The following is a 25,690-nucleotide window of genomic DNA, read 5'->3' as shown; positions in this document are numbered from 1 at the left end:
GCAGATGCCCCGAGGTCCGGGAAGGCGCAGGCGGCCCGGCTCGCACCGCGCGGCGCGAGCCGGTCGTCCGCCGGGTCCTCCCGCGAGACCCCGGACCGCGCGCACCGTCCGGTGCGCGCACCGGTGGCAGGTCTTCGGACTCGCGGGCGCGTCCCGGCCGGAGCCGGGGTTCCTAGTGGCCGTCGCTTCCCAGGCACGCGTGCCCAGTGCTGTGCCCGGTCTGGGACCGGGGACGGCGTTCGTTCCCACTCACCGCTGCGGGGCAGTCCCGGATTCGCACCGGGTTCCCTCTTGCCTCGTCCACCCCGCTCCAGGGAGGCGGACGAACCACCAGCACAACGGAGGCTACCGATCGGGGGGCCGTTGACAAGGGCCGGTGACGCGCCCGGCCCGCGCCAGGCGGCCCCCGCGACCGGCGATCCCCGGGCTGAACATGATCTTCCGGCCCGCCGCCGCACCTCCGGTGAGACGCTCGTCACGCGGCACCGTCGCCGGCGGCCCGCTCCCGAAACGCGGGATGGCCACGTCCGGGTGACGATCGTGGAAACGGGGCGATCCGCATCTCACGTTTCCGCGGCGCGGGGCGTCTACGGGGAGTGAAAGTGAGACCGTTCGAGCAGATCGTTGACGAGTACGGCCCGATGGTGCTGCGAGTGTGCCGGGCCGTGCTCGGACCGGCCGACGCCGAGGACGCGTGGTCCGAGACGTTCCTGGCCGCACTGCGCGCCTACCCGGAGCTGGCCGAGGACACCAACGTGGAGGCGTGGCTGGTCACGATCGCCCACCGCAAGGCGGTCGACGTCACCAGGGCGACGGCCCGCCGGCCGGTGGTGGTCGAGCGCCTGCCCGAGCGGCCCAGCACGACCGGCCGCCCGGAGGACTGGGACGGCGACCTGTGGGCCGCGCTGAGCGCGCTGCCGGCCAAGCAGCGCATGGCGGTGGCCTACCACTACCTGGCCGGCCTGCCCTATGCCGAGATCGCCGCGATCCTCGGCGGCAGCACCGATGCCGCCCGGCGGGCCGCCGCGGACGGCATCAAGACCCTGCGCACGACCTACAGACCCACCACGAGCGTGGGGAGGGAAGCGTGATGATGACGATCCACGAATCCGACGACAGACACCTGTTCGACGCGCTCCCGGCGATCGACTTCAACACCAGCGAGCGGCTGCACATCGACCTGGTGAGCGCGGCCCAGCGGGAAGGGCTGCTCGACGTCGCGTACCGCACCGTCGGCACCCCGGTCGGCGAGCTGCTGCTGGCGGCCACCGAACGCGGCCTGGTGCGGGTCGCTTTCGATCGACAGGGGCACAGCTCGGTCCTGGAGTCGCTGGCCGAGCTGATCAGCCCGCGCATCCTGCGGGCGCCGGCCCGGCTCGACGAGGCGGTCCGCCAGATCGACGAGTACTTCGCCGGGCGGCGACGGACTTTCGACCTGCCGCTGGACTGGCGGCTCTCGCGCGGGTTCCGGCTCAACGTGCTGGAACACCTGCCCGACATCGGCTACGGCCGCACCGCCAGCTACGCGGAGGTCGCCGCCGCGGCGGGCAGCCCGCGGGCGGTTCGCGCGGTGGGCACCGCGTGCGCGACCAACCCGCTACCGGTGGTGGTGCCGTGCCACCGCGTCGTGCGCTCGGACGGCACCTCGGGCGGGTACGTCGGCGGCGCGGAAGCCAAGGAAACCCTGCTGAACCTGGAGGCGGCATGAGCACGTCGAAGACGGACCGGTACGCGAAGCGGGTCGCGGCGGCGGACTGGGCGGGAGTCGCCGCCGAGGTCAACGACTACGGTTGCGCGCTGCTGCCGCAGTTGCTGACCGTCGCCGAGTGCGAGCGGATCGCGGCCCTGTGGGACGAGCCGGAGCACTTCCGGGCCACGATCAACCTGCGCCGCCACCGCTTCGGGGACAACGGCGACTACCACTACTTCGCCGCGCCTTTCCCGGAACCGGTGGAGAAGCTGCGGCAGGCCCTCTACCCACGGCTGCTGCCGATCGCCCGGGACTGGGCCGAGAAACTCGGCCGGGAACCGGAATGGCCGGACACCCTCGACGAGTGGCTGGACATCTGCCACCAGGCCGGGCAGGCCCGTCCCACGCCGATCCTGCTGCGCTACGAGCCGGGCGGCTGGAACGCGCTGCACCGGGACCTGTACGGCGACAAGGTGTTCCCGCTGCAGGTGGTGATCAACCTCAACGATCCGGGGACCGATCACACCGGAGGCGAGTTCCTGCTGGTGGAGCAGCGCCCGCGCGCCCAATCCCGGGGCACCGCGACGCTGATCCCGCAGGGGCACGGCCTGGTGTTCACCACGCGCGACCGGCCGGTCCGCTCGGCACGCGGCTGGTCCGCTTCCCCGGTGCGGCACGGGGTTTCGCCGGTGCGTTCCGGGCGACGCCACACGCTGGGGCTCGTCTTCCACGACGCGGCATGACGACGTACACGCTGGTCGGAGCCGACGGACGCCCGTACGAAAGCGTCGTGCCGGGCCGCTTCGGCGGCTACCGGCGCGGCCGGATCTACGGGCGGCTGGACTGCCCGTCGGCCGCGCGTGCCATCGCCGACGGCGGATACGTGGCGCACCGGGTGTTCTTCGCAGACGAAGCCACGGCACGCGCGGCTGGCTACCGGCCCTGCGCGGTGTGCCTGCCGAAGCGGTACCAGGAGTGGAAGGACGGTTAGATGCCGATCGGGCGAAACCGCTCGCCGCTGGCGGGCGAGTCCAAAGTGGAGTCCGGGCTTCCACCACCGCACAGCGAGATCGAGCTGGCGACGGTGGTGGGCCTGCTCGCCGGACTGCGGCCGCGGGTGACCTCGATCGTCATCGGCTGCTCGCGGGACGCCCCGTCCCGGGCGACCGCCGATGCCGTCGAGCGGGCGTGGAGCGAGCGGGGCGGGCACGTGCTCGACGTGGTCGACTGGCCGGAGCACGCCGCGTCGTGGCTGCGGCAGGCGCGGCGCTTCACCGAGCCGGGTCCGGACGCGTGGGTGGTGACCGGGCAGCTCACCGGCTGGGTGCAGATGGGCCGTCGCCTTCTGCACTCCACCGGCTGGGACCCGGCCCGTACGATCGGCACCGCAGCACTCGCCAGCGACGACATGATCGCCGCGGGCGGCGTGGGAACCTTCGACGGGCTGCGCGGCGCGGCCCGCGACGGCGGCACCTGGGAAGTGGTCCGCACGATCCTCGTGCACCGCCCCGCATGACGACCGAGAAACCGAGGAGAACGAGACAGTGAGTCCCGCAGCGGCAGACACCACGACGACCGACACCGGGGTCGTGATCGGCGAGGACGGGTTGGCGCGGCCGCCGTGGGCTGCCCGCGATCCCCTGCTGCGCGAGTACTACGACACCGAGTGGGGCATGCCCGTGCACGGCGAGCAGGCCCTGTTCGAGCGGATCAGCCTGGAGGGCTTCCAGGCGGGGCTCTCCTGGGCGACGATCCTGCGCAAGCGCCCGGCCTTCCGCGAGGCGTTCGACGACTTCGACCCGGACACCGTCGCGGCGTACACCCAAGAGGACGAGGCACGGCTGCTCGGCAACGCGGGGATCGTGCGCAACAAGGCCAAGATCCGCGCGGCCGTCACCAACGCCCGCGCGACCATCGAACTCCGCGCCGAGGAAGGGCTGGAAGCATTCGTCTGGTCGTTCAAGCCGGAGACCACGCCGCGCCCGCGGACGATGGCCGAGATCCCCACCACGTCACCGGAATCCGTTGCGTTGTCGAAGGCGTTGCGCCGCAAGGGTTTCGCGTTCGTCGGCCCGACGACGATGTTCGCGCTGATGGAAGCGATCGGCATCGTCGACACGCATCTCGTCGACAGCCATCGCCGCGGCACCTCCGGCATCTGGCCGCACCCGGACGGTGATGCCGCGGCGAGCTGACAGATCCTCCGGGAGTGCGCCGGCGGCCGCGGCGTGTCACATCGGCCGCGTCCGGCGGGTCACTCCTACGACACGACGTGACGGAGGAATGCGGCCGATGGACGAGAAGGACTTTCTGGCGGATCGCTTCGAGGCCCACCGCGGGCACCTGCGGGCGGTGGCCTACCGGATGCTGGGCTCGCTGAGCGAGGCCGACGATGCGGTCCAGGAGGCCTGGCTGCGGCTCAGCCGCTCCGACTCCGCGGAGATCGAGAACCTCGCCGGCTGGCTGACGACGGTCGTCGGCCGGGTGTGCCTGAACATGCTCCGCGCGCGGACGGCGCGCCGCGAGGAGCCGCTGGACGTGCACGTGCCCGATCCGATCATCAGCGGCCCGGACGCCATCACCCCGGAGCACGAGGCGCTGCTGGCCGACTCCGTCGGTCTCGCGCTGCTGGTGGTCCTCGAGACGCTCACGCCCGCCGAACGGCTCGCCTTCGTGCTGCACGACCTGTTCGCGGTGCCGTTCGACGAGATCGCGCCCATCGTCGGGCGCACCTCCACGGCGACCCGCAAGCTCGCCAGCCGGGCCCGCGGCCGGGTGCAGGGCGCGGCCCCGGCGCCCGACGCGGACCTGGCCCAGCAACGCGAGGTCGTCGACGCCTTCCTCGCGGCCGCGCGTGCCGGGGACTTCGATGCGCTGCTCGCCGTCCTCGACCCGGATGTCGTGGTGCGCACCGACGGGGGCTCGCTGCGCCCAAGCGTCATGCGGCGCGGCGCGAAGGAGGTGGCGGGTGGCGCGGTCGTCTTCGCGCAACTCGCCGAGGCGACCCGGCCCGCGCTCGTCAACGGCGCACCCGGAGCGGTGGCGATCTCCGACGGCCGGCCGATCTCGCTCGCGGCGTTCACGGTCGGCCGCGGCAAGATCGTGGAGCTCAACATCCTCGCCGACCCGGATCGCCTCCGCCGCCTCGACCTCACGTTCCTCGACGACTGACCGGAACGGGCCCCGGGGTCAGTGCGCGAACGCCGTGCCGGCGGCCGGGGCCCGGTCGACCTCCGGCCGGTACACCATCAGCACCGACGCCGCGCCGATCCACAGCGCGAACACGATCCCGGTCACCAGCCCGGCGACCGAGACGAAAACGCTGGGCATGTAGAAGGAGGTGACGCCGGCGATCAGCCCGATCAGGCCCACGCCGAAGCCGAACCAGCCCAGCCACGGCGCCAGCAGCTCGCCGCGCACCACGGCCGCCCCGGCGGTGGCCGCGAACAGGGCGACCAGCAGGCCGAGCCCGCCGAGCGACAGCCGGTGCAGTTCGGCGAGCACGAACACCATCGCCTGGCTCGCGGTCTCCACGTTGCGGCTCAGCGAAACCAGCGCGGTGACCGGCAGCATGCTCAGCATCGCCATCGTCGCGAGGCTGACTCCGGCGCCGAACACCACCGGCGAGAACGCCTCCGCACCACCTTCGGCGCGCTGCAACAGGTGACGCAGGTGTCCCACGAACCACAGGAAGACCACCGCGGCCACCGTCGCCAGCAGGGCGGCCAGCAGCACGGTCGGGCGGTTCTCGGTCACGTAGAAGAAGGTGCGCACCGGCTCGTCGCTGGGCGGCGACAAGGGGTTGAGCAGCAGGCTGACCAGCAACAACACGGCGGCGGCCAGGCCGCTGGCCGCGCCCGCCCGCTCCCATGAGCGCTCGTTCATCACAGCCCCCTCTGCAGTAGCGGCACCGGAAGCACCGGTCGACACGCACCGGGTACCCAGAGTCGGGCCGGATCGAGCAGCCGGGATCCGCTCCATTGTGGACGTGGCCGCCGGGGTCAGCCGAGGCCGAAACGGCGCGCCCAGGCTGCGACGTCGGCGGTCGTGGCGTTCCCGCCGCACAGCACCAGGCCGAGCCTGGCACCGGGGCCGACCCGGTCGAGCACCTGGCGCGCGGCCGGGAGGAGGCATCCCGCGGCGGGCTCGACCCAGACCTTCGCGTGGTCGGCCAGGTCCAGGACTCCCCGCACCGCCTCGGCGTCGGGCACCACGAGGACTTCGGTGACCAATGTGGACACGTGATCGTAGGTCAGCTGGGAGACCGCGGGGGCGCTGAGCGTGGACACGATCGAAGACAGCTCGACGGGCACCGGCCCGCCTGCCGCCAGCGCCTCGGACATGGCCTGCGCTCCCCCGGTCTCCACTCCCCAGATCCGCACATCGGGGCGTCGCGCGCGCATCGCCGCGGCCACGCCGGCGATCAGCCCGCCGCCACCGATGCTGACCAGCACGTCGGTGAGTTCGTCGGCGTCGTCGGCGAACTCCAGGCCGACCGTGCCCTGACCTGCGATGACGGCGGGGTCGTCGAACGGGTGGACCAGGGTGAGCCCGCTCGCCCGCAGCTCGGCGGTCAGCGCGAACGCGCCGGCCATGTCGTCGGTGACGCGGACGACGGCCCCGGCCGCCTCCGCGATCTCGACGGCACGAGCGGGCGCCGAGCTCGGCATGACGACGGTCGCCTTGACGTCCAGTGCGCCGGCCATGACGGCGAGGGCGATCCCGTGGTTCCCGCCGCTCACCGCGACGACACCGGCGGCCCGCTCCGCCTCGCTCAGCGACAGCAGTTTCGCCGTCGCCCCGCGCACCTTGAAGGATCCGGTGCGCTGCAACAGCTCCAGCTTCGCGGTGACCGGGGCCCCGAGCAGCTCGGTGAGCCCCGGGCTGGGCACCGTCGGCGTTCGCACGACGTGCCCGGCGATGCTGCCGGCCGCGGCCTCGACGTCTTCGATGCTGATCAAGCCGCTCGGCTCCGTAGCAGTCACATCTGCACGTTAACCGACGTCCCGCGGGCCCCGGCTCGGGCCGGTGCGGGAAAATCGCTCGTTCCCCGGCCCGTTGGTGATTTACGGTCGCGCGCATGGAATCCGACCCCAGGCGCGTGGTGGAACCGGAGCACGAAAATAACTATCACACGTGTGATAGTTTTACTTCGTGACAGCCCGTGATGCCGCGACGGCGGCCGCCAAGAACCGCATCGTCGACGCCGTCTTCCGGCTCGTCGCGCGCGGCGGGGTCGGCGCTGCCTCGCTGCGGAAGGTCGCCGACGAGTCGGGCATCAACATCGGCTCCGTGCGGCACCACTTCGGCAGCCACGAGGGGCTGATGGTCGCCGCGGCCGAAGAGGTGGGCGCCCGCATGGCGCGGAGGCTCGAACAGGCGATGCCGACGACGGGTTCCCCGCTCGACGTGCCGGGCCGCCGCGCGCTGGTCGAGGCGGTGTGCCACGCCGTGCTGCCCGTCGCGGACGACGACCGGGCCGAGCTGATCGTGCTGGCCGAGCTGATCACCGCCGCGCGGCTGCGGCCGGAGTTCCGGCCGCTGGCGACCCGGATGGGCACCGATCTTCGCGCCGTCTTCCGGGAAGCGCTGCAGGGGGCGGAAGTCCGCGACGCCGAGCTGGAGGCGGAGCGCCTGACCGCGGTCGTCGGGGGCTTGACCTTCGAGCTGGTCTACCCGCACGGGTCGGCCGATGCCTCGCTCGTCGCCGAGGTGCTGCGCCGCCACGTCGCGGACCTGATCCCGGCGTAGCCCTCGCCGAATCCGGTGGCGCGACGACGAAAACTTCTGAGCACTGTGAGGAGCCAACAACCGTGGGGCATGTCGAGTTGCAGAAAGCGCACTACGTCCTGCCGGACGGCCGGGTGCTGCTCGATGACGTGTCGTTCCGGGTGGGAGACGGGGTCAAGGCCGCGCTGGTGGGCCCGAACGGCGCCGGGAAGACGACGTTGCTCCGGTTGATCGCGGGCGATCTCGCGCCGCACGAGGGCAGCGTGACCCGTTCCGGTGGGCTCGGGGTGATGCGCCAGTTCATCGGCCACACCCGCGACGACTCGACGGTGCGGGACCTGCTGATCTCGCTGGCCCCGCCCCGGCTGCGCGCCGCGGCGAAAGCGCTCGACCTGGCCGAGGAGCGGCTGATCGAGCACGACGACGATGCCGCGCAGATCGCTTACGCCGAGGCGATTTCCGAGTACACCGATGCCGGCGGGTACGACGCCGAGGTGCACTGGGACCGGTGCTGCACGGCCGCGATCGGCCAGCCGTTCGACCGGATCCGGTACCGGGAGCTGCGCAAGCTCTCGGGCGGCCAGCAGAAGCGGCTCGCCCTCGAATCGCTGCTGCGCGGGCCGGACGAGGTGCTGCTGCTCGACGAGCCGGACAACTACCTCGACGTGCCCGGCAAGCAGTGGCTGGAGGAGCAGATCCGGGAGACGCCGAAGTCCGTCCTGTTCGTCACGCACGACCGCGAGCTGCTGCACCGCACCGCCAACCGCATCGTGACGGTGGAGCTCGGCGCGGCGGGCAACCGCATCTGGGTGCACGGCGGCGGGTTCGCCGGCTACGACGAGGCCCGTGAGGAGCGGATGTCCCGGCTGGACGAGCTCCGCCGCAGGTGGGACGAGGACCGGGCCAAGCTCGTGCGGCTGGTGAACGACCTGAAGCAGAAGGCCAGCTACAACGACGGCATGGCGACGCGCTACCAGGCGGCGCAGACGCGGCTGCGCAAGTTCGAGGAGGCCGGGCCGCCGGAGGCGGTTCCGCGCGAGCAGCGGGTGCAGGTCCGCCTGCCCGGCGGGCGCACCGGCAAACGCGCGGTCATCTGCGAGGACCTCGCCTTGGACGGGCTCACCAAGCCGTTCAACGCGGAGTTCCGCTACGGCGAGCGGATCGCGGTGCTGGGCGCCAACGGGAGCGGCAAGTCGCACTTCCTGCGGCTGCTCGCCCGGGGCGGCAGCGACGACCACGTGTCCGACCTCGACCAGGAGGCGCTGACCCCGGTCCGGCACACCGGCCTCGCGCGCCTGGGCGCGCGGGTGGTGCCCGGGATGTTCGCGCAGACGCACGAGCATCCCGAGTTCGCCGGGCGGACGCTGCTGGAGTTGCTCATGGGCGGCGGCAAGCGCCGGTCGGGCATGACGCGCGAGGAAGCCAGCCGCGCGTTGGCGCGCTACGACATCGTGCAGGCGGCGCAGCGGCCGTTCGACACGCTCTCCGGTGGGCAGCAGGCGAGGTTCCAGATCCTGCTGCTGGAGCTGGAAGGCGCCAACCTGCTGCTGCTCGACGAGCCCACGGACAACCTGGACCTGGTCTCGGCGGACGCGCTGCAGTCCGGTTTGGGCGACTTCGAGGGCACCGTCGTCGCGGTCACCCACGACCGCTGGTTCGCCAGGTCCTTCGACCGGTTCCTGGTGTTCCGGTCCGACGGGCAGGTCCGCGAGTCACCGCACCCGGTCTGGAACGAGTCCCGCTAGGGGCGGCCGTCCGGTGGGAGTTCCGGGTGCCGCCGAGTTGCATCGCGAACGTGGCGGCGCACCCTGGAACTGTCCGGACGCAGCGCGGCAGACCAGATCGGGGAAGGTGATCGGACATGGCGAACGAACTGCGCGGCCGCCGGGTGGCGATCCTCGTCGCGGACGGTGTCGAGCAGGTCGAGCTCGAACAGCCGCGCCAGGCCGTGGAACAGGCCGGGGCCGAGGCTGAGCTGGTCTCGGTGCACTCCGGTCAGATCCAGGCGATGAACCACGACATCAACCCGGGCGACCGGTTCACCGTGGACCGCGAGATCTCCGATGCGTCGGCCGACGACTACGACGCGTTGATCCTGCCCGGCGGCACGATCAACCCGGACAACCTCCGTCGCGACGCGCGTGCGGTGGAGTTCGTCCGGAGCTTCGTGGACTCGGGCAAGCCGGTCGGGGCGATCTGCCACGGGCCCTGGACGCTCGTGGAGGCCGACGTGGTGCGGGACCGCAAGCTGACCTCGTTCCACAGCATCCGCACCGACATCCGCAACGCCGGCGGCGAGGTCGTCGACGAGGAAGTGGTGGTCGACCGCGGGCTCGTCACCAGTCGCAGCCCCCGCGATCTGCCCGCTTTCAACGCCAAGATCGTCGAGATGTTCGCCTCGGGCTAGCCGGGAGCTCCGGGGTGCGGTGGCGCCCCGGAGCTCCGGCCCGCGGATCAGTCGTACACGATCACGCCGCGGATGTTCTTGCCGTCGCGCAGGTCCTGGTAGCCCTGGTTGACCTCCTCCAGGCTGTAGCGCGTCGTCACCAGCTCGTCGAGCTTGAGCTTGCCCGCGTCGTAGAGGCGCAGCAGCCGCACGATGTCGTACTGCGGGTTGGACGAGCCGAACAGCGTGCCCTTGATGGTCTTCTCGTTGAGCGTCAGGTCCGCGCCGGAGACGTGCACGGTGAGCTTCGCCGGATCGGCCAGCCCGGTGATCACCACGGTGCCGCCCTTGCCGATCGCCGCGGTCGCCTTGGACACCACGGTCTCGTCGACGGTCCCGACCAGGATCAGCGCGGCGTCCGCGCCCTGGCCCCAGGTCAGCTCGGTGACCTTCGCCTGGGCCTCGTCGGCGTCGGCGAAGGCGTGCGTGGCGCCGAACTTCAGCGCCGTTTCCCGCTTGAACTCGAGCGGATCGACGACGACCACGTACTTGGCGCCCGCCTGCAGCGCGCCCTGCACGGCGTTGATGCCGAGGCCGCCGATGCCGTAGATGATCACGGTGTCACCGGCCCGGACGTTACCGGCGTTGACCGCCGTGCCCCACCCGCTGGGCACCCCGCAGCCGACGACGACCGCGGTCTCCAGGGGCAGCCAGTCGTCGACCTTGACCACCGAGTGCTGCGAGATCGTCGCCCGCTCGGAGAAGGTGCCCAGCATGCACATGGCGCCGATGTCTTCGCCCTCGCCGTGGAACCGGAACGTCCCGTCGGGCATGGAGCCGGCCAGGATGGTGGCGCCCATGTCGCACAGGTTCTGCCTGCCGGTCGAGCAGTAGCGGCAGGTCCCGCAGTTGGGGATGAAGCTGCACACCACGTGGTCGCCGGGCTTGACCTTGGTGACGCCGGGCCCGACCTCCTCGATGATCCCGGCGCCCTCGTGCCCGCCGACGATCGGGAAGCGCGGCGGCAGGTCGCCGTCGGTGAGGTGCAGGTCCGAGTGGCACAGCCCGGCCGCGGTGTACTTGATGAGGACTTCTCCCGGGCCCGGGCCGTCCAGGTCGAGTTCGACGATCTCGAACGGCTTGCCCACTTCGCGCAGAACTGCTGCCTTGGTCTTCACGTGCGACTACCTGCTTCCATCTCGATCGAAATATCACCGGCTTCGCGGGCTTTCTCCGCTACTGACCGGATCTTCGCCCGCCGAACGTTCTTCACCTTTCGGTAGTCCGATTCGGAAGTCAGCAATACACCGAGCTCGGTGCCGTGGCGCTGCCCATCGGAATCAGTGAGGACCTCGGTGTAGCCCTTGTCCACGCCGATCTCACGATCACCGGCAGGATTTGCTGAGGACGGCATCGCGGAAGCGTCGATTTGGTAGTGCACTTCCACTTGGCCGCCACGCAGGATCAGCCGTAGCGTCCCTGACGGTGCCACCGTCGTGTTCAGTGGAATTCGCACCAACTGGCGACGCTGCAATCCAGGCACGGCAAGCCAGACGTCGCCGTCTTCGGTCAGGGTGAACGTGCGGTACTGGTCCGATCGAACCACGATCTGGTTGTGGGTGCGGTTGCGGCCACGCTTCCAATGTTTCCGCATCTGCCGCGACAGGAACGGGTCTTCAGCCCACTTGTCGCGTTTGAGCGCGGTGTACATCCGCTTCTGTTCTGCCTGGTCCGAGGTTCGCCGGTGATCGCTTTGCGGACGGCTGCTTTCGCGGCGGCCCGGTTCGCGGTGATGTCGGCGACCGCGTCCCGAACCGTCTCCTTCCACGCATTCACACCGAACAACTCGGCCGTACCATCGGCCATCCACCGGTCGCGAATCTCCCGATCGGACAGCCCGGCACCGTTGACCGAGCCATAGCGCAGCCATACCTCACTGCGGACACGCCCCAACCGACCGGCCTGCTCCACCAACTGCACGTACTTGCCGGAGTTGAGGTCCTGGGAATACGCGATCCTAGTGACCTTCACAAATCTACCCAGCAGTAAGCGGTAAATCGCCCTTTTGCGGCTCGGCAACATGCAGCACCTGCCGAACAGCCCACCTTCCGCGCGAACCCACCGATGCGGCACATCACGGCCAACGATAGCCAGCAGCGAAGAAGATCCACACACAAGATCACGCTCCCGCTTGGGACCGGACACCCGGATCGTCGTCAGCACACCGGGAACTCATCCACCGCAGTCACTCGGCCTCCTCACGTCGTTGTGACGGGGACCATGTTCGCGGCCGCGCGCGGGCGGTAACTGTTCAAGAACTGAACACCTCAACGGGACACCCCGAGCGCACGCATCCTGCTGTACAACGTGGTGCGGCTGATGCCCAGGCGCTGCGCCGCCTGCACCTTGTTGCCGCCGGTGTCGCGCAAGGCCTCGGTGATGGCGTCGCGTTCGGCCCGCTCCCGCCTGCTCAGCCGGGCGGTGCGGCCGGCGTCGCGGTAGCCAGCCGGGAGATCCGCGACGGTGATGTCACCGGCCGTGCGCCGCTCGGTGATGCCGCGGAGCACCCCGGCCAGTTCGCGGAGGTTCCCGGGCCACTGCTGGGCGATCAGCGCCTCGAATGCGCTCGGCGCGATGCGCAGGTCGGCCCGGAGCTCGGCGAGCATGGTGCGCGCGATCGCCGCGAACTCGTCGGTCCGGTTGCGCAGCGGCGGCAGTTCCACGCGGGACGGGCAGGTCGCCGCGAGGCTCAGCACCCGCGGCGGCAGCCCGGAGCGCGGCGCCGAGGTGAGCACGAGGCGCACGCCCGGATCGTCCGCGAGCATGCGCGCCAGCCCGGCGCACAGCGCGTCGGACAGCACTCGATTCCTTCGACGACGAGGACTTCCGCGCCCGGGTTCGGCGAGCAGAGCCGCTTGGCCCACTCCTGCTCGCCGACGACGACCACGTCCGCGGCGTCGAGCACCTGCACGGTTCGCGGGCCGGCGATGGCGCGCGCCGCGGAGGTGCGCCCGGAGCCGGGTTCTCCGGCGATGAGCACCGGCCCCGCTCTCCTGCTCAGCTCGGCCAGCTGCTGGTCCAGTCCGGTTCGCCGGTTCTCGGCCACCCGGCCGCGCGGCACCGGGACCCGCGTGCGGGCGCGGGGCGTCAGCTCGACCAGGTAGCCATCGGCGGTGCCGGTGACCTTCTCTGCCCGCAGGTGCACGGCCGCGCCCGAACCCAGCACCAGGTCGCGGGAGGCGGACCCGGTCACGCCGGAGACGAGGTCGCGCAGCACGGCGTGGTCCGGGGGTTCCAGCAGGTCGAGCGCGGCCCGGTTGGTCAGGACGAGCTCGCCGCCGATCGCCACCACGGCCCGGCACGGGCTGCGGGAGGTGTGCTGGAACGCCCGCAGCAGGCGCTTCTCCGATAGCCGCGCTCCTTCCCACAGCCGCTGCTCGATGTCTTCGACGGCGCGCTGCAGCAGCGGCGCGAACAGCGGATTGGCCTCGCGGGCCAGACCGGTGATGTCCAGGACGCCTTCGATCCGGCGGGTCACGGGATGGCGGATCGGGTGGCCGTAGCAGCTGAACGCCTTGAGCGCCTCGACGAAGTGCTCCGCGCCGTGCACCGCGACCCCGCGCATGACCTCGAACGGCGTGCCGAGCGCGTTGGTGCCCGCGTGTTCCTCGGTGAACTGCGCGCCGGGCACGGCGCTGATCCGGTTCAGCGCGAGCTCGGTGCGCAGGTCGGTGAACCGGCGGTCCACGATCCGGCAGGAGCTGTCGGCGAGCGCGATGCAGAAGGTGGTGTCCACCAGGCGCGTGGCGAGTTCGTCCAGCACCGGTCCGGCGGCGCGCATGAGCCGGCTGGCGGTGTCGAACTCGGCGATGTGCAACCGGTCCAGCGCCGACTCCGGGCGGAGCCCGCTCATGCTGGTGCGCCGCCAGGACGAGGCGATCTCGGGACGCACTACCTGGTTCCCGCTCGGATTCACCGCTTCCTCCCGGCCCCGCCCGGTCATGCATCCGGCGCTGCGTTAACGAAAGTTAACGTCGGATTATCTGTGACCCCCGCCACCGAAGCAAGCAGGCCGTGCGGGTTCAATACCCCCGAACGCACGCACCGCCAGTAGTACGAGGTGGTCAACGGGCCGCCGGGCGGCGGAACAACGCGGTCAGCAGGAAGGGGACGCCGTAGTGCGGCGCGTCCGCCGGCTGCCCCACCATGGGCCGCAGCTCGATCTCGGTGTAGTCCGAGAAGATCCAGCGCAGCGAGTCCGGGTCGAAGGCCATCCCGCCGCCCAGGTCGCCCTGGCGGTAGAACTCCTCATCGGAGAGCTCCGATCCCATCTCGCCGGCGGCGAAGCAGGTCAGGCCGAAGTGACCGCCGGGGACCAGCACCCGGTCGAGCAGGTCCAGGTAGCCGACCCGGCGGTGCGGCGGCAGGTGGTGCAGGCAGCCGGAGTCGTAGACCAGGTCGTACCGGCCCAGCCGCAGGTCCGCGGAGAACATGTCGGCGCAGTGGAAGCGGACCTCGACGCTGGCCTCGCGGGCGCGTTCCCGGCCCCAGGACACGGCCTCCGGCGAGAGATCGATGGCGTCGACTTCGAAGCCCAGCGACGCGAGGTGCACCGCGTTGCGCCCCGGCCCGCAACCCAGATCGAGCGCACGCCCGGGAGCGAGCACGCCGCGGTCCAGGCAGGACACCAGGTTCTCGTCCGGTTTGGCGGCGAAGAAGGGAATCGGCTTGGCGCGGTCCGAGTAGAACCGGTCCCACCAGTCCGGGGTGGTGCGCGCATCCGTCGCGAGCATCCGGTCGAGCATGCGCAACACGTCGTCCATCGTCCGGACGTCCCTATCCACCAACGACCTCCCCGATCGCGAAAGCGGTCAACCTGATCGATTTTACCTTCTCCGCAAAGAGATTCGGGGGTTTCGCACCGCCGGTGGGCGGTCGTGCCGCCCACCGGCGGTGCGCCTACTCGGTCGCGTCGGCGCCTGCCCTGATCGCCTCCCGGATTCGCTGGTAGGTGCCGCACCGGCAGACGTTGCGGATCTTGTCGAGGTCCTCGTCGCCGATCTCGCGGCCTTCCTCGCGGACCTTGCGGACCGTCGCGACCGCCGTCATGATCTGGCCCGGCTGGCAGTACCCGCACTGCGGGACGTCCCGGTCCAGCCAGGCCTGCTGCATCGGGTGCAGGTCCTTGCCGACGGTCGCTGGCAAGCCCTCGATCGTGGTGATCTCGTCGTCGGGCCCGATCTCGGAGACCGGGACGGAGCACGGGTTGAAGGCCTTGCCGTTGATGTGGCAGGTGCAGGCCCGGCAGACACCGTTGAGCTTGAAAGTGTGCTTTGGCTCGTGTGGTATCGCTCGAAGCTGAGCACCTCGTCGCCGGCGCAGGTCGCCCGGATCCGCGAGAAGCGCATCGGGTGCGCCCGGCAGCGCCGGAAGTCGCCGGTGCGGTGCCGCATCAGCCGGAACAGCCTGCCGAACGCTTGGTAATGCGTCGGCGGCTTCCATAGCCACATCGTGAAACAGGTAGTCGCCGAAGGATCCGCCGCCTTCCACCACGCGCACGGTGACGGCGGTTTCCGATAGCCCGAGGCGTTGGGCTATCTCCCGCTTGGCGATGATCAAGGACGCAGTTCGGGCCAGGCCTCCGTACGATCCTTGCGGACGTCGGAGACCGCGCAGTTGGTCTCCAGTGCCATGTTGCTGGCGAAGGCGAAGTTGACTTCCTCCCCGCGTCTAAGGTCGGGGGATTCCACCCCTCGCGGGCTGGGTTTCCTGCTTCATAGCTGACCGCGTGCGAGCAAACTCGCCCCGTCTTATACCAGCTCCACAGGCAGCAACCGCTAGACCAGCGGCCAGAATGTTCTTCGCCGCGTTGATGTCCCGATCATGCCGGGTGCGGCAGTCCGGACACACCCAGTTCCGGACGGACAGTTTCAGCTCGCTGCGCAAGTGCCCGCACGCAGAGCAAGTTTTCGAACTGGGGTACCAGCGGTCGACCACGACCAGGGTTTTCCCGGCGCGGTCTGCCTTGTACTCCAGCTGCCGACGAAACTCGCCCCATGAGACGCCGGAAATCACGCGGGCGAGCCGACGGTTACGGACCATGTTGCTGACCGCGAGGTCTTCGACCGCGATCACATCCGCGCCGCGCACAAGGCGGGTGCTGGTGCGATGCAGGAAATCGGATCGGGCGTTGCGGACCTTGCGGTGGGCGCGCGCGACCTTGGCTTTGGCCTTACGCCGGTTGTTCGAGTCGCGCTGCTTGCGGGCCATCCTCCGCTGATACCGGGCGAGGTTTCGGGCCTTGCGCTCCAGATGCCTGGGGTTAGCGACCTTCTCTCCGTCGCTGGTGACGGCGAAGTCCTTCACGCCAAGATCCACGCCGACCGCATGCCCAACATCAGGGGCAGGTTCGAGGTCATCGGTGTCGCCAGCGAACGTCACGAACCAACGCCCGTCCGGGTCGCGGGAGACGATCACCATCGTCGGCTTTAGTTCGGCAAGGATGTCGTCGTCCCAGGACCACACGAACCGCAGCGGGGTGCTGGTTTTAGCAAGGAACAGCTGCCCGTCACGCATACGGAACGCACTGCGGGTGTAGTGCGCCGACTGGCGGCCGTTGCGGGCCTTGAACCGAGGATGCCTTGCCCGCCCTGCGAAGAAATTCTGAAACGCGGTGTGCTGGTGTCGCAGGATTTGCTGCAGCGGAACGCTGGAGACCTCGGACAGAAACGCCAAAACCTCGGTCTTTTTCCACACAGTCAGTGCGGCGTCGGTCTCCTTGTAGGAGATCTTCCGCCCTTCGGCGTGGTAGGCACGGCGCCGCTCGGCGAGGGTTTTGTTCCACACCAGGCGTACACACCCGAACGTGCGGCCCAGCATGGCCGCTTGTTCGGGGTCCGGGTAAGGCCGGCACTTGTACGCCGTCCGCATAACGATCATTCTACAGCGGGATCAGTTTCGACTAAGCGCTGGATGCCATGGTCGCCGCTGGCCACGTTGTTCTCGACTTGCGCGCTTCCCCCACGGATAAATCCAGGACCCCCACACTATATTTCCCTTGTGGAATTCGGCGTCGACCACTGCCGGCAGCGGTAAAGCCGGTTTGACCGGCGACGTGGCGGCTTTGAGCTCGCGCAGCAGCGTTTCTTCAGACTTGCCGTCCACAGTGCCCTGCTATCAGGCCATGTCCAGGGTTCTGACGGCGTCGATGCACTGCCGAAGGTTTCACCCCACCGAGATCACGTTCGACGTGGGCAGGGCGGCGTCGGACAGGTCGTAGGTGTCGGTGAGTCCTGGGCTGGGCACGGCCGCTTCAGCTGTCTGCGGTCCGTCAGCCTGGCCGTGGCAACCAATGTGGGCGCGGCCAGCAGGTAGCCGAGGAAGCGCCGCCGCCCGGGACCGGCGGTTCTCGCTGGTCCCGGGCGGCGCCGGCGGTCAGAGGACGACGACTTGGCGGATGGCGGTGCCGTCGGCCAGGCGGTCGAACCCCTCGTTGATCTCGTCGAGCGTGAGGCGGTGGGACAGCAGCGCGTCGACGGGGAGCGCGCCCGACCGGTACAGCTCGATGAAGCGCGGCACGTCCCGCCTCGGCACGCACGAACCGAGGTAGCTGCCCCGCAGCGTCTTCTCCTCCGCGACCAGGCTCAGCGCGGGCAGGGAGAGCTGCGCCTCGGGGTCCGGGAGGCCGACGGTGACCGTGGTGCCGCCGCTGCGGGTCGCGTCGTAGGCCTGCCGCAGGACGGGCGCGACGCCGGTCGTGTCGATCACCTTCTCGGCGCCACCGCCGGTGATCTCGCGGATCCGCTCGACGGCCTCCGGGCCGCCCGCCACGGTGTGGGTCGCGCCGAGCCGGGCGGCCAGCTCCCGCTTGTGCTCGACGACGTCGACGGCGACCAATGTGGACGCTCCGGACGCCTTCGCCATCAGCAGCGCCGCGAGGCCGACGCCGCCGAGGCCGAACACCGCGACGCTCTCCCCCGCCTGGATCTGCGCCGAGTGCAGGGCCGCGCCCGCACCGGTCAGGACGGCGCAGCCGAACAGGGCGGCGATCTCGAAGGGCAGGTCGGCGTCGACCTTCACCGCCGAGCGCGCCGACACGACGATGTGCTCGGCGAACGCCGACACGCCCAGGTGGTGGTACGGCCGCGAGCCGTCGTCGGCCCGCCACCGCATGCCGCCGCCGAGCAGGGCGCCCTGCCCGTTCGCCGCGGCGCCCGGACCGCACAGGGCCGGGCGGCCGGCCACGCAGCGCTCGCAGTCGCCGCAGGACGGCACGAAGGCGAGCACCACGTGGTCGCCTGGCTCGAAACCGCTGCCCGCGCCGGCCTCGACGACCTCGCCGGCCGCCTCGTGCCCGAGCGCCATCGGCAGCGGCCTGCGCCGCGAGCCGTTGATCACCGACAGGTCGGAGTGGCACAGCCCGGCGGCCCGGACCCGCACCAGCAGTTCCCCGGGCCCCGGCGGGTCGAGCTCCAGCGTCGTGACGTCGATGGGCCGCGACGCCGCGTAGGGCGCTTCGCGGCCGGATTCCCGCAGGACTGCCGCGCGGACCCGCATCACGCACCCGCCCCGGCGACCGGCACGCAGCGGGTGACCACGCGCTCGGCCAGCAGCGGCACGACCTGGCCGAGCACGATCCGCTTGAAGTGCTCGGATTCGCAGTGCGCGGCGAAGTCCGCCTCGGTGTCGTACTCCTCGACGATGGCGACGACGTCGTCGTCGGTGCCGGCGTGCAGGCCGTAGCGGCGGCAGCCCGGCTCGGCCAGCGACGCCGCCGCCATCGGCGCCAGCAGGTCCAGCACCTCGTCCCGCTTGCCGGGGTTGGTGACGTACCGTGCGATCACGACGAAACTCATGGCTCTCCGTTGTTGAAAGTGTTGTGCGCGGGTCATTTCCCGGCCCGCAGCCGATCGCGGGTCAGCGACCAGAGCCCGGGGTCCGAGGTGGCCGCCGCGACCGCGCCCATGGCCAGCGAGTGCGCCACCCCGGCCACATCGGTGACGAAGCCCGCCGCGACGAACGGCGACAGCACGCGGCGGGCCTCCTCGGGCATCCACGGGATGATCGGGGCGGGCATCACCTCGACCAGGTCCGGGTTGCTCCGGCCGACGCCTTCCAGGCTCCGGTTCAGGTTCGACCGGTCGGTGACGAAGACCTTCTGCATCGTCAGCATGTCCAGCGCCCCGGCGCGGTCGATCAGCGCGGCCCGCGTGCTGACCACGCCCTGCGCGCCGATCTCGGTCAGGAAGTCGATCGCGCCGCGGTCCTGGGCGAGGCCGGGGCAGGCGTCGATGTTGACGAACACGGTCTTCTTCAGGTGCACCAGTACCCGGACGACCTTCGGCAGCTCGCCCACCGGGATCGACGCCAGGACGCCGACCGCGGTCGGTGCGGCGGCGAAGTCCTTGACCCGCGCCGCACCGACCACCGAGGCACACACCGGGACGTCCGCGAAAGCCGCCGCGATCAGCGGGTTCAGCGGTCGGCGCGGACGCGTGGAAGGTTCACTCATGCCCGTTACTCTTACCCGCCCGGTGGTTCAGTCGAGCGGCCCGGTGCCGAACGACGTGGGCAGGCCCAGCTTGCCCGGGTTGAGCACGCCGCGCGGGTCGAGCGCGTTCTTGACCGCCTCGAACGCCGGGAACCCGGAGCCGAGCGCGTCAGCCAGGTACGGGCCGCGCAGCAGCCCGGACCCGTGGTGGTGGCTCAGCGCCGCGCCGTGCCGGATCAGCACCGTGTTGGCCGCGTCCCACGCCGCGCGGTACCACTGCCGCCGCTGCTCCGGCTCGACCTCGCCGCGCAGCGAAAAGTACAGGCAGGCGCCGTCGGTGTAGGCGTGCGACTGGTGCGCCGAGGACGCCAGCGTGCCGGGCACCGCGCAGATCGCGGCCACCACCTCGTCGTAGATGGCGGGCAGCTTCGCCCACGGTCCGGCCATCTCGAGAGTGTCGGCGACGAACCCGGGGCCGGGGGTGAAGCCGTCCGCGGACTTGCCGACCAGCATCCGCTCGTCCAGCCAGCGCTCGAACACCGCCTGGCCGTCGAGCTCGATCCCCTGCTCCGCGCACACCTCGGCGCTGACCGCGATGCTCGCGTCCACGATCACCGGGTCGCCTTCGTCGGCGATCAGCAGCAGGTTCGTGTCGGGGTGCCCGAAGTGGGTGCCGCTCTCCAGCTTGTCGTAGAGGCGCACCGCGGCCGGGGTCGCGCCGCGCTGCGTGATCAGCCGGCAGGCCTCCAGCCCCTCGGCGAAGGTGTCGAAGCCGTAGGCGATGGCCTTGGCGTACTCGGGCAGCGGGTGGGTGCGCAGCCGGACCGAGGTGATGATGCCCAGGGTGCCTTCCGAGCCGACGAACAGCTGCCGCAGGTCGGGGCCGGTCGCGGCGCGCGGGTAGTCGCCGAAGGTCGCCAGCGTGCCGTCGGCGAGGACCACGTCGAGCCCGACGACCATGTCCTCGATCTTGCCGTAGCGGGTGGACAGTTGGCCGGCGCCGCGGCAGGCGACCCAGCCGCCGACGGTGGAGATCGCGAACGCCGACGGCCAGTGCCCGGTGGTGGCGCCGTGGACCTCCTGCAGCTCCTTCTCGAAGACGTCGCCGAACATGCCGGCCCGGACCTCGACGACCTGTGATTCCGCGTCGAAGGAGACGATGCCGGTAAGTCCGCAGACGTCGAGCACGACGCCGCCGAAGACCGGCAGGGCCGCGCCGGTGACGTTGCTGCGGCCGGCGGAGACGGTCAGCGGCAGGGTGTGCTCGTTGCACAGCCGGGTCACGGCCTGGATCTGCTCGACGGTGCTGACCTCGACGATCACCGCGTCCGGGGTGGCCGGGCTGTCGGCGGTCTCGCCGATCATCGAACCCGCCCACCAGTCGCGGGTGCGCAGCACGACCTCGTCGCGGTCGGTGTGCACGGCGTCGGCGATGCCGCGCAGCGACTCCACGACCGCGCCCGGGACCTCGACCGTGGTGGTCTGCAGCGACGCCGCGCCCTTGCCGACCGGGGTGCCCGCGCCGTAGCGGGGCGGGGTCGGGGCTCCGACGACGTACTTGCCGCGGTTGAACGGGTGGGTGATGGTCTGGCGGCTGATCATGCCTTCTCTCCCAACAGGATCGACTTCTCGTGGGCGATGTCCGCCCGGTAGCTGCTTACTTGTCCGGCGATGGTGTCGGCGCTGAGCCCGAGCTCGGCGGCGAGGAGTTCGCCGACGACCGGCGCGGCTTCCGCGGAGGCGTCGCGGGCGAACAGCCGGAGGCGGGTGCGGCGGGAGAGCACGTCGTCGACCGAGTGCGCCATCTCGGACCGCGCCGCGTAGACGACCTCGGCCTTCAGGTGCGGCTGGCCGGCCACCAGCGGCTCGGCGAGCGCGGGGTCCTCCGCGATCAGCGCGCTCACGAAGCGCGACTCGGTGCCGTAGCGCCCGCCGAGGTGGGCGGCCGTGCCGCCGGAGGCGGCGACCGCCTCGGGGTCGTAGCCGGCGCCGCCGAGCAGCGGGAGCTTCGTGGTGCGGCTGCGGGTCTTCCGCCCGAGCAGCCCGGCGACCTTGTCCACCACGAGCTCGCCCATGTGGCGGCTGGTGGTGAGCTTGCCGCCGGTCACCGTGACCATGCCGCCGCCGCCCACGCTGATGTGATGGTCGCGCCGCATGTCGAGGGTGGCGCCTTCCTTGCCGCCGACCAGCGGGCGCAGGCCGCCGAAGCTGCCGAGCACGTCGTCGGCGGTGATGCCGCTGTTGAAGGCGACGTTGGCGCCGTCGAGGAGGAACTCCATCTCCTCGCGCGTGCAGTGCACGTCGTCGATGGAGCCGTCGTAGTCGGTGTCGGTGGTGCCGAGGACGACGACATCGCCCCAGCGGGTGCAGGTCGCGCGGCGGGCGCGGCCCGGGATCGGCACCGTGACCGTGCAGTCGTTGCGGATCTTCGACCAGGGCACCACGACGTGCACGCCCTTGGCCGGGCGGACCTGCGGGCGGTGCGCGTCGTCGGCCAGCACGTCGAGTTCGTCGGTCCACACGCCGGTCGCGTTCACCACGACGCGGGCGCGCACGTCGATGTCCTCGCCGTCGGCGTGGACGACGGCGCCGCGCACCCGGCCGCCGTCCTTGAGCAGCCGCTCGACCTTCGCGCCGTTGGCGACGACCGCGCCGAGATGGGCGGCGGTGCGCACGACGGTGAGGGTGAGGCGGGCGTCGTCGGTGCGGCTGTCGTAGTACATGAGGCCGCCCTTGAGGTGGTCCGCGCGCAGCGTCGGCGCGTGGGAGAGCACCTCGTTGGGGGTGAGCCGCTGGTGCAGGCGCCCGATCCGCCAGCCGCCGACCAGGTCGTAGGTCCACAGCAGACCCTCGAAGGCCTTCGCGATGCGGGGGTCGAAAACGCCTTCCTGCTCCAGGATCGGGAACAGGAACGGCAGGCGCTGCACCAGGTGCGGCGCGTTGCGGCGGAACCGGTGCCGCTCCAGCAGCGAGTGCCGGACCAGGTTCACGTTTCCCTGCTCGATGTAGCGCAGCCCGCCGTGCACCATCTTCGACGACTTCGACGACGTGCCGGAGGCGAAGTCGTCGCGTTCCACCAGCGCCACGGAGAATCCGCGGGATACCGCGTCGAGCGCGGTGTAGGCGCCGGTGATCCCGCCGCCGATCACCAGCACGTCGAATTCCGCGTCGGCGAGTCGCCGCAGTGCCCGCCGGCGGTCCAGGATCACCGGAGCGCCGGGGGTGGCCTTCGCCGCGACCGAGTTGGGCCGTCGGGACGGCAGTTTCATCATGATGTTCCTTCTTCGTTCAGGGCAGTGACTTCCGGAGCTCCCGCTGCCATTCGGCGCGCAGCTCCTGCCGTTCTTGGTCGGTGGTCGCGGGTTCGAAGGTGCGGCCGACGGGGCGCGCGCCGACGACCTCGTCGAGTGATCCCCACAGGCCGAGCCGGACGCCGGCGAGGTACGCGACGCCGCGCAGGCTCGCGGTGGCGGAGTCGGCCACCCGCTCGATGGGGATGCCGGAGAGGTCGGCCTGGCTCTGCATCAGCGCGTCGCTGGCCGCCAGCCCGCCGCCGACGCGCAGCCGGGTCAGCGGTCCGTCCATCGTGGACCGGAGCCCGTCGGCGGTGTCGCACACGGAGTGCGCGATGCCTTCCAGGACGGCGCGGGCGATGGCGGCGCGCGTGGTGGCCAGGCTCAGGCCGGTCAGGCAGGCCCGGGCGCCGGGCACCGCCAGCGGCGTCCGCAGCCCGGCGAGCGTGGGCACGAACCACGTGTCCCGGTCGCGCGGGTGCGTGGCGGCGAGTTCGCTGATCCGCTCGGCGGAGTCGAACAGCTGCAGGTCCTCGACCAGCCAGCGCAGCGCCGAACCCGTCGTCGACGTGTAGGCCTCCAGGCTGAAGCGGCTGCGGCCGCCGGAGCGCCAGCCGACCAGCGCGAGCACGCCGTCGACGGCGTTGGCGGCGTCGGCCGGCTCGTCGCCGGTGAGCGCGCCGACGAAGGTGCCGGTGCCGTGCATGCACATGCCCTGGCCGGGTTCCAGCGCGCCCAGGGCGATCAGCGACGCGTGCTGGTCCCCCATCGCCGCGGCGATGGGCACCCGGATGCCGAGCACCTCGGGGTCGGTGCACCCGAAGTCGCCGTCGTCGTCGGACAGCGGCGGCGCCAGTTCCTGCGGGTAGCCGACCGCGGCGAGCCAGTCCGGATCCCACGCGTGCTCGCGCAGCAGGTAGCCGCCGAGCGCCGCCGCGTTGCTGGCGGAGACGGCGTGCGCGGTGCCGCCGTTGAGGTTCCAGCTCAGCCAGGTGTCGATCGAGCCGAACAGCAGCCGTCCGGCGTCCGCGGCGGCCCGCGCCTCCGGGTTCTCCGCGATCTGCCGGGCGGCCCACAGGAACGGCGACCGGCTGCCGACCGGCCGGCCGGTGCGCGGCAGCAGGACCGGGTCCCACTGCTGCGCCAGCGCTTCGAGTTCCGCCGCGTACCGGCGGTCCTGCCAGACCACGGCGGGGGCCAGCGGCCGCCCGGTGACCCGGTCCCACAGGACCGCGGTCGCGCGCTGCGTGCACAGCGCCACCCCGACGATCTCGACGCCGCTGTCCGCGGCCCACGCCACGGCCTGCCGCGCCACGTCCAGGGTGTGCCGCCAGAGCTCGCCGGCGTCCTGCTCGACCCGCAGCGGGTCGGGGTGGACCACGGCGATCGGCCGGTAGAACGACGGCCCGCTCGATCCGTCCGCCGTGACCACGGCCGCGCGCGTGCCGGTCGAGCCTTCGTCGATCGACAGCACGCCTCGTTGCGAACTGCTCATGCTGGTGCCTTTCTGCGCCGTCAGCGGGTGGCCGGCACCGGTGCCGGCAGCAGGTCGATGACCTCGTCGTCGGGGTCGAAGCCGCCGCGCGTCGGGTCCCACTTGATGGCAACGCAGGTGATGAGCCCGAGCAGCGGGACGACGGCCAGCGCCGCGATCGTCGGGCCGAGGCCCATCGACTCCTTGATCAGCGGGAACACGTAGAGCCCGACGACGCTGCCGAAGCTGCCGAGCATGCCCGTGATGCCGGTGCCGAGGGTGCGGATGTCGCTGCGGTAGGACAGCGCCGCGATCGACTTGCCGTTGGCGCCGGGGCCCGCGGAGTGGAAGAAGATGAACAGGAACGGCACGGTGAAGGCCAGCACGGTCGGCAGGCTGCCGAACCCGAGCCCCAGCACCAGCAGCAGCACGAACGCCATCGCGTAGCCGACCGCCGAGCTCATCCGCAGGCCCATCCGGCGGCCTGCGTAGGCGGAGACGGCGCCGCCGATGATGCCGGCCGCGTTGAAGATCATCGATCCGACGGTGGCCTTCTCGAACTGCTCGCCGAAGATCGCGAGGCTGATCACCGGCAGGTACCAGCCGATCGCGAAGTACTGCATCGACTGGGTCAGCGAGATGAGCGTCGACAGCATCGTCCGCGGCAGGTAGGGCTTGCGGAACAGCACGCCCGACTGGCGGAAGCCGATCGACTGCTGCGCCTCGGCGGGCGCCTCGGCCCGCTCGCCGGGGACGGCGTCGAACCCGTAGATCCGGCGGAGGCTTTGCGCGGCGTCCGCGAGCCGCCCGCGGGATGCCAGCCACGATGGGCTCTCCACCAGGAACACCATCTGCAGCACGAACAGCGCCCCGGCGATGACCGCGGCCGAGCCGACCGACCAGCGCCAGATCTCCGCGCCGATGCCGAGCTTGTAGCAGATCAGCGTCAGCGCGAGGTTGGAGGTGGTCGCGATGTACCAGACGCACTGCCACAGGTTCAGCCGGCCCTTGAGGCTGGCGGGCGTGTACTCGGCGAGCATCGCCATCGCCACCGCGAAGTCGATGCCGTAGGCGACGCCGACCAGCGCGCGGCCGGCCCACACGGTCTCGAAGCTGCCCGCGGACGCGGTGAGCAGCGCGCCCGCGACGCCGATGAGCTTGGCCAGCAGCAGCGGCTTGACCCGCCCGATCCGGGCGGCCAGCCAACCGCTGGCCGGGTTGAAGAGGATCGCCACGGCCGGCGCCGTGGCGGTGAGCAGCCCGACCTGCCCTGGCGTGAGCGTCAGTTCCTTCACCATCGGCGAAAGCCCGGCGCTCAGCGCGGCGTTGGAGTAGGCGTCGAGGAACAACCCGCCGAGGATGAGGTACCAGAGGAAGCTGGCCTTCCTAGGCAACCGTTCCAGCTTGTTGATCAACGCCACCACGTCGGAGGGGCCGGAGACCGTCCCCGCCACCGCGTTCGAAGGTGAGGCCACAGATCGCCACCTTTCGAGGGAAGGCACTGGCAGCGATCCGGCAAAAAGAAAAAAGGCACGACGAAGACCGCTGACAGTGGCTCTTCGTCTATGCCTGTCGTGGCGGAGACATTAACCGCGGCGCAACGCGGGCGTCAAGCGAAACGGCAGCG

At 71.0% G+C, this 25,690-nt stretch carries 25 protein-coding genes, 1 pseudogene and 1 riboswitch; of the genes and pseudogenes, 10 read left to right on the top strand and 16 right to left on the bottom strand.

Annotation, left to right across the window (positions count from 1 at the left end):
* Positions 1 to 108: 108 nt before the first annotated feature.
* Positions 109 to 347, bottom strand: a riboswitch (cobalamin riboswitch).
* Positions 348 to 596: 249 nt separating this feature from the next.
* The 7 genes from AC07FN_RS05010 to AC07FN_RS04980 all read left to right on the top strand — a co-directional run bounded on the left by AC07FN_RS05010 (position 597) and on the right by AC07FN_RS04980 (position 4,861).
* On the top strand, positions 597 to 1,091 hold the full coding sequence (locus AC07FN_RS05010; RefSeq protein WP_478394437.1) for an RNA polymerase sigma factor: 495 nt from the start codon (positions 597 to 599) through the stop codon (positions 1,089 to 1,091).
* Positions 1,091 to 1,708, top strand: coding sequence for a methylated-DNA--[protein]-cysteine S-methyltransferase (locus AC07FN_RS05005; RefSeq protein ID WP_478394487.1), 618 nt, complete (start codon positions 1,091 to 1,093; stop codon positions 1,706 to 1,708). Before AC07FN_RS05010 ends, AC07FN_RS05005 begins: the two co-directional genes overlap by 1 nt.
* Entirely contained in the window at positions 1,705 to 2,433 is a 729-nt protein-coding gene (locus tag AC07FN_RS05000) for a 2OG-Fe(II) oxygenase (RefSeq protein WP_478394436.1), read from the top strand. The genes AC07FN_RS05005 and AC07FN_RS05000 overlap by 4 nt, the downstream gene beginning before the upstream one ends.
* Entirely contained in the window at positions 2,430 to 2,681 is a 252-nt protein-coding gene (locus tag AC07FN_RS04995) for an Ada metal-binding domain-containing protein (protein ID WP_452615606.1), read from the top strand. Before AC07FN_RS05000 ends, AC07FN_RS04995 begins: the two co-directional genes overlap by 4 nt.
* Positions 2,682 to 3,206: a hypothetical protein gene (locus AC07FN_RS04990; protein WP_478394435.1), complete on the top strand. Its 525-nt coding sequence runs from the start codon at positions 2,682 to 2,684 to the stop codon at positions 3,204 to 3,206.
* 28 nt (positions 3,207 to 3,234) lie between these two features.
* Positions 3,235 to 3,885: a DNA-3-methyladenine glycosylase I gene (locus AC07FN_RS04985; protein ID WP_478394434.1), complete on the top strand. Its 651-nt coding sequence runs from the start codon at positions 3,235 to 3,237 to the stop codon at positions 3,883 to 3,885.
* A gap of 97 nt (positions 3,886 to 3,982) precedes the next feature.
* Positions 3,983 to 4,861: a sigma-70 family RNA polymerase sigma factor gene (locus AC07FN_RS04980; RefSeq protein WP_478394433.1), complete on the top strand. Its 879-nt coding sequence runs from the start codon at positions 3,983 to 3,985 to the stop codon at positions 4,859 to 4,861.
* 18 nt (positions 4,862 to 4,879) lie between these two features.
* On the opposite strand, the gene AC07FN_RS04975 is transcribed toward AC07FN_RS04980, so the two are convergent.
* Together AC07FN_RS04975 and AC07FN_RS04970 are read right to left on the bottom strand one after the other, a co-directional pair.
* Positions 4,880 to 5,575 (bottom strand): hypothetical protein, encoded by a 696-nt coding sequence (locus AC07FN_RS04975; protein ID WP_478394432.1) that lies wholly within the window; start codon positions 5,573 to 5,575, stop codon positions 4,880 to 4,882.
* Between the two features lie 116 nt (positions 5,576 to 5,691).
* Positions 5,692 to 6,675, bottom strand: coding sequence for a threonine ammonia-lyase (locus AC07FN_RS04970; protein WP_478394431.1), 984 nt, complete (start codon positions 6,673 to 6,675; stop codon positions 5,692 to 5,694).
* A gap of 169 nt (positions 6,676 to 6,844) precedes the next feature.
* Here AC07FN_RS04970 and AC07FN_RS04965 point away from each other — a divergent pair, with 169 nt between their 5' ends.
* The 3 genes from AC07FN_RS04965 (at position 6,845) to AC07FN_RS04955 (ending at position 9,827) form a co-directional block, all read left to right on the top strand.
* Positions 6,845 to 7,441, top strand: coding sequence for a TetR/AcrR family transcriptional regulator (locus tag AC07FN_RS04965; protein WP_478394430.1), 597 nt, complete (start codon positions 6,845 to 6,847; stop codon positions 7,439 to 7,441).
* 62 nt (positions 7,442 to 7,503) lie between these two features.
* On the top strand, positions 7,504 to 9,165 hold the full coding sequence (locus tag AC07FN_RS04960) for an ABC-F family ATP-binding cassette domain-containing protein (RefSeq protein ID WP_478394429.1): 1,662 nt from the start codon (positions 7,504 to 7,506) through the stop codon (positions 9,163 to 9,165).
* A 116-nt stretch (positions 9,166 to 9,281) separates the two neighbouring features.
* Positions 9,282 to 9,827, top strand: coding sequence for a type 1 glutamine amidotransferase domain-containing protein (locus AC07FN_RS04955; RefSeq protein WP_478394428.1), 546 nt, complete (start codon positions 9,282 to 9,284; stop codon positions 9,825 to 9,827).
* Between the two features lie 47 nt (positions 9,828 to 9,874).
* Here the strand turns inward: AC07FN_RS04955 and AC07FN_RS04950 are convergent, their stop codons facing one another.
* The 14 genes and pseudogenes from AC07FN_RS04950 to AC07FN_RS04885 form a co-directional block, all read right to left on the bottom strand.
* A complete protein-coding gene (locus tag AC07FN_RS04950) occupies positions 9,875 to 10,984 on the bottom strand; it encodes an NDMA-dependent alcohol dehydrogenase (RefSeq protein ID WP_452615616.1) in 1,110 nt (369 codons plus the stop codon).
* Complete coding sequence (locus AC07FN_RS04945; RefSeq protein WP_478394427.1) at positions 10,981 to 11,517, bottom strand: hypothetical protein; 537 nt, start codon at positions 11,515 to 11,517, stop codon at positions 10,981 to 10,983. The genes AC07FN_RS04950 and AC07FN_RS04945 overlap by 4 nt, the downstream gene beginning before the upstream one ends.
* A gap of 616 nt (positions 11,518 to 12,133) precedes the next feature.
* Positions 12,134 to 12,610 (bottom strand): helix-turn-helix domain-containing protein, encoded by a 477-nt coding sequence (locus AC07FN_RS04940; RefSeq protein ID WP_478394426.1) that lies wholly within the window; start codon positions 12,608 to 12,610, stop codon positions 12,134 to 12,136.
* Positions 12,556 to 13,809 (bottom strand): sigma-54-dependent transcriptional regulator family protein, encoded by a 1,254-nt coding sequence (locus tag AC07FN_RS04935; RefSeq protein ID WP_478394425.1) that lies wholly within the window; start codon positions 13,807 to 13,809, stop codon positions 12,556 to 12,558. The genes AC07FN_RS04940 and AC07FN_RS04935 overlap by 55 nt, the downstream gene beginning before the upstream one ends.
* A 121-nt stretch (positions 13,810 to 13,930) precedes the next feature.
* Entirely contained in the window at positions 13,931 to 14,650 is a 720-nt protein-coding gene (locus tag AC07FN_RS04930) for a class I SAM-dependent methyltransferase (RefSeq protein WP_478394424.1), read from the bottom strand.
* 115 nt (positions 14,651 to 14,765) lie between these two features.
* Positions 14,766 to 15,116 (bottom strand): annotated as a pseudogene (locus tag AC07FN_RS04925) ((2Fe-2S)-binding protein); the annotation flags it as partial.
* Between the two features lie 420 nt (positions 15,117 to 15,536).
* The gene (locus AC07FN_RS04920) at positions 15,537 to 16,736 is read right to left on the bottom strand and encodes an RNA-guided endonuclease InsQ/TnpB family protein (RefSeq protein ID WP_478394423.1); all 1,200 of its coding nucleotides are present in this window, start codon (positions 16,734 to 16,736) and stop codon (positions 15,537 to 15,539) included.
* A gap of 504 nt (positions 16,737 to 17,240) precedes the next feature.
* Positions 17,241 to 18,362 carry a zinc-dependent alcohol dehydrogenase family protein gene (locus AC07FN_RS04915; RefSeq protein WP_358566850.1) on the bottom strand — a complete coding sequence of 374 codons (1,122 nt, stop codon included), beginning with the start codon at positions 18,360 to 18,362 and terminating at the stop codon, positions 17,241 to 17,243.
* Positions 18,362 to 18,661 (bottom strand): putative quinol monooxygenase, encoded by a 300-nt coding sequence (locus tag AC07FN_RS04910; RefSeq protein WP_132480110.1) that lies wholly within the window; start codon positions 18,659 to 18,661, stop codon positions 18,362 to 18,364. Before AC07FN_RS04910 ends, AC07FN_RS04915 begins: the two co-directional genes overlap by 1 nt.
* Positions 18,662 to 18,693: 32 nt before the next feature.
* Positions 18,694 to 19,317, bottom strand: coding sequence for a glycerol-3-phosphate responsive antiterminator (locus AC07FN_RS04905; protein ID WP_478394422.1), 624 nt, complete (start codon positions 19,315 to 19,317; stop codon positions 18,694 to 18,696).
* 27 nt (positions 19,318 to 19,344) lie between these two features.
* On the bottom strand, positions 19,345 to 20,898 hold the full coding sequence (locus AC07FN_RS04900) for an FAD-binding oxidoreductase (protein ID WP_478394421.1): 1,554 nt from the start codon (positions 20,896 to 20,898) through the stop codon (positions 19,345 to 19,347).
* Positions 20,895 to 22,568: a glycerol-3-phosphate dehydrogenase/oxidase gene (locus tag AC07FN_RS04895; protein ID WP_478394420.1), complete on the bottom strand. Its 1,674-nt coding sequence runs from the start codon at positions 22,566 to 22,568 to the stop codon at positions 20,895 to 20,897. The genes AC07FN_RS04900 and AC07FN_RS04895 overlap by 4 nt, the downstream gene beginning before the upstream one ends.
* A 16-nt stretch (positions 22,569 to 22,584) precedes the next feature.
* Positions 22,585 to 24,084: an FGGY family carbohydrate kinase gene (locus AC07FN_RS04890; protein ID WP_478394419.1), complete on the bottom strand. Its 1,500-nt coding sequence runs from the start codon at positions 24,082 to 24,084 to the stop codon at positions 22,585 to 22,587.
* A 20-nt stretch (positions 24,085 to 24,104) separates the two neighbouring features.
* Positions 24,105 to 25,538, bottom strand: coding sequence for an MFS transporter (locus tag AC07FN_RS04885; RefSeq protein WP_478394418.1), 1,434 nt, complete (start codon positions 25,536 to 25,538; stop codon positions 24,105 to 24,107).
* Between the last annotated feature and the right edge of the window lie 152 nt (positions 25,539 to 25,690).

The sequence above is a fragment of the Saccharopolyspora sp. NPDC045941 genome (assembly GCF_056431445.1).
Note: the sequence above shows the minus strand (reverse complement) of the source record. Positions and strands in the feature narration are given on the sequence as shown.

Coding starts and splice junctions, on each gene's coding strand:
- AC07FN_RS05005 (WP_478394487.1), top strand. CDS start 1,091: ATGATGACGATCCACGAATCCGACGACAGACACCTGTTCGACGCGCTC.
- AC07FN_RS05000 (WP_478394436.1), top strand. CDS start 1,705: ATGAGCACGTCGAAGACGGACCGGTACGCGAAGCGGGTCGCGGCGGCG.
- AC07FN_RS04995 (WP_452615606.1), top strand. CDS start 2,430: ATGACGACGTACACGCTGGTCGGAGCCGACGGACGCCCGTACGAAAGC.
- AC07FN_RS04990 (WP_478394435.1), top strand. CDS start 2,682: ATGCCGATCGGGCGAAACCGCTCGCCGCTGGCGGGCGAGTCCAAAGTG.
- AC07FN_RS04980 (WP_478394433.1), top strand. CDS start 3,983: ATGGACGAGAAGGACTTTCTGGCGGATCGCTTCGAGGCCCACCGCGGG.
- AC07FN_RS04975 (WP_478394432.1), bottom strand. CDS start 5,575: ATGAACGAGCGCTCATGGGAGCGGGCGGGCGCGGCCAGCGGCCTGGCC.
- AC07FN_RS04955 (WP_478394428.1), top strand. CDS start 9,282: ATGGCGAACGAACTGCGCGGCCGCCGGGTGGCGATCCTCGTCGCGGAC.
- AC07FN_RS04945 (WP_478394427.1), bottom strand. CDS start 11,517: ATGTACACCGCGCTCAAACGCGACAAGTGGGCTGAAGACCCGTTCCTG.
- AC07FN_RS04935 (WP_478394425.1), bottom strand. CDS start 13,809: ATGACCGGGCGGGGCCGGGAGGAAGCGGTGAATCCGAGCGGGAACCAG.
- AC07FN_RS04920 (WP_478394423.1), bottom strand. CDS start 16,736: ATGCGGACGGCGTACAAGTGCCGGCCTTACCCGGACCCCGAACAAGCG.
- AC07FN_RS04915 (WP_358566850.1), bottom strand. CDS start 18,362: ATGCGGGTCCGCGCGGCAGTCCTGCGGGAATCCGGCCGCGAAGCGCCC.
- AC07FN_RS04910 (WP_132480110.1), bottom strand. CDS start 18,661: ATGAGTTTCGTCGTGATCGCACGGTACGTCACCAACCCCGGCAAGCGG.
- AC07FN_RS04905 (WP_478394422.1), bottom strand. CDS start 19,317: ATGAGTGAACCTTCCACGCGTCCGCGCCGACCGCTGAACCCGCTGATC.
- AC07FN_RS04900 (WP_478394421.1), bottom strand. CDS start 20,898: ATGATCAGCCGCCAGACCATCACCCACCCGTTCAACCGCGGCAAGTAC.
- AC07FN_RS04895 (WP_478394420.1), bottom strand. CDS start 22,568: ATGATGAAACTGCCGTCCCGACGGCCCAACTCGGTCGCGGCGAAGGCC.
- AC07FN_RS04890 (WP_478394419.1), bottom strand. CDS start 24,084: ATGAGCAGTTCGCAACGAGGCGTGCTGTCGATCGACGAAGGCTCGACC.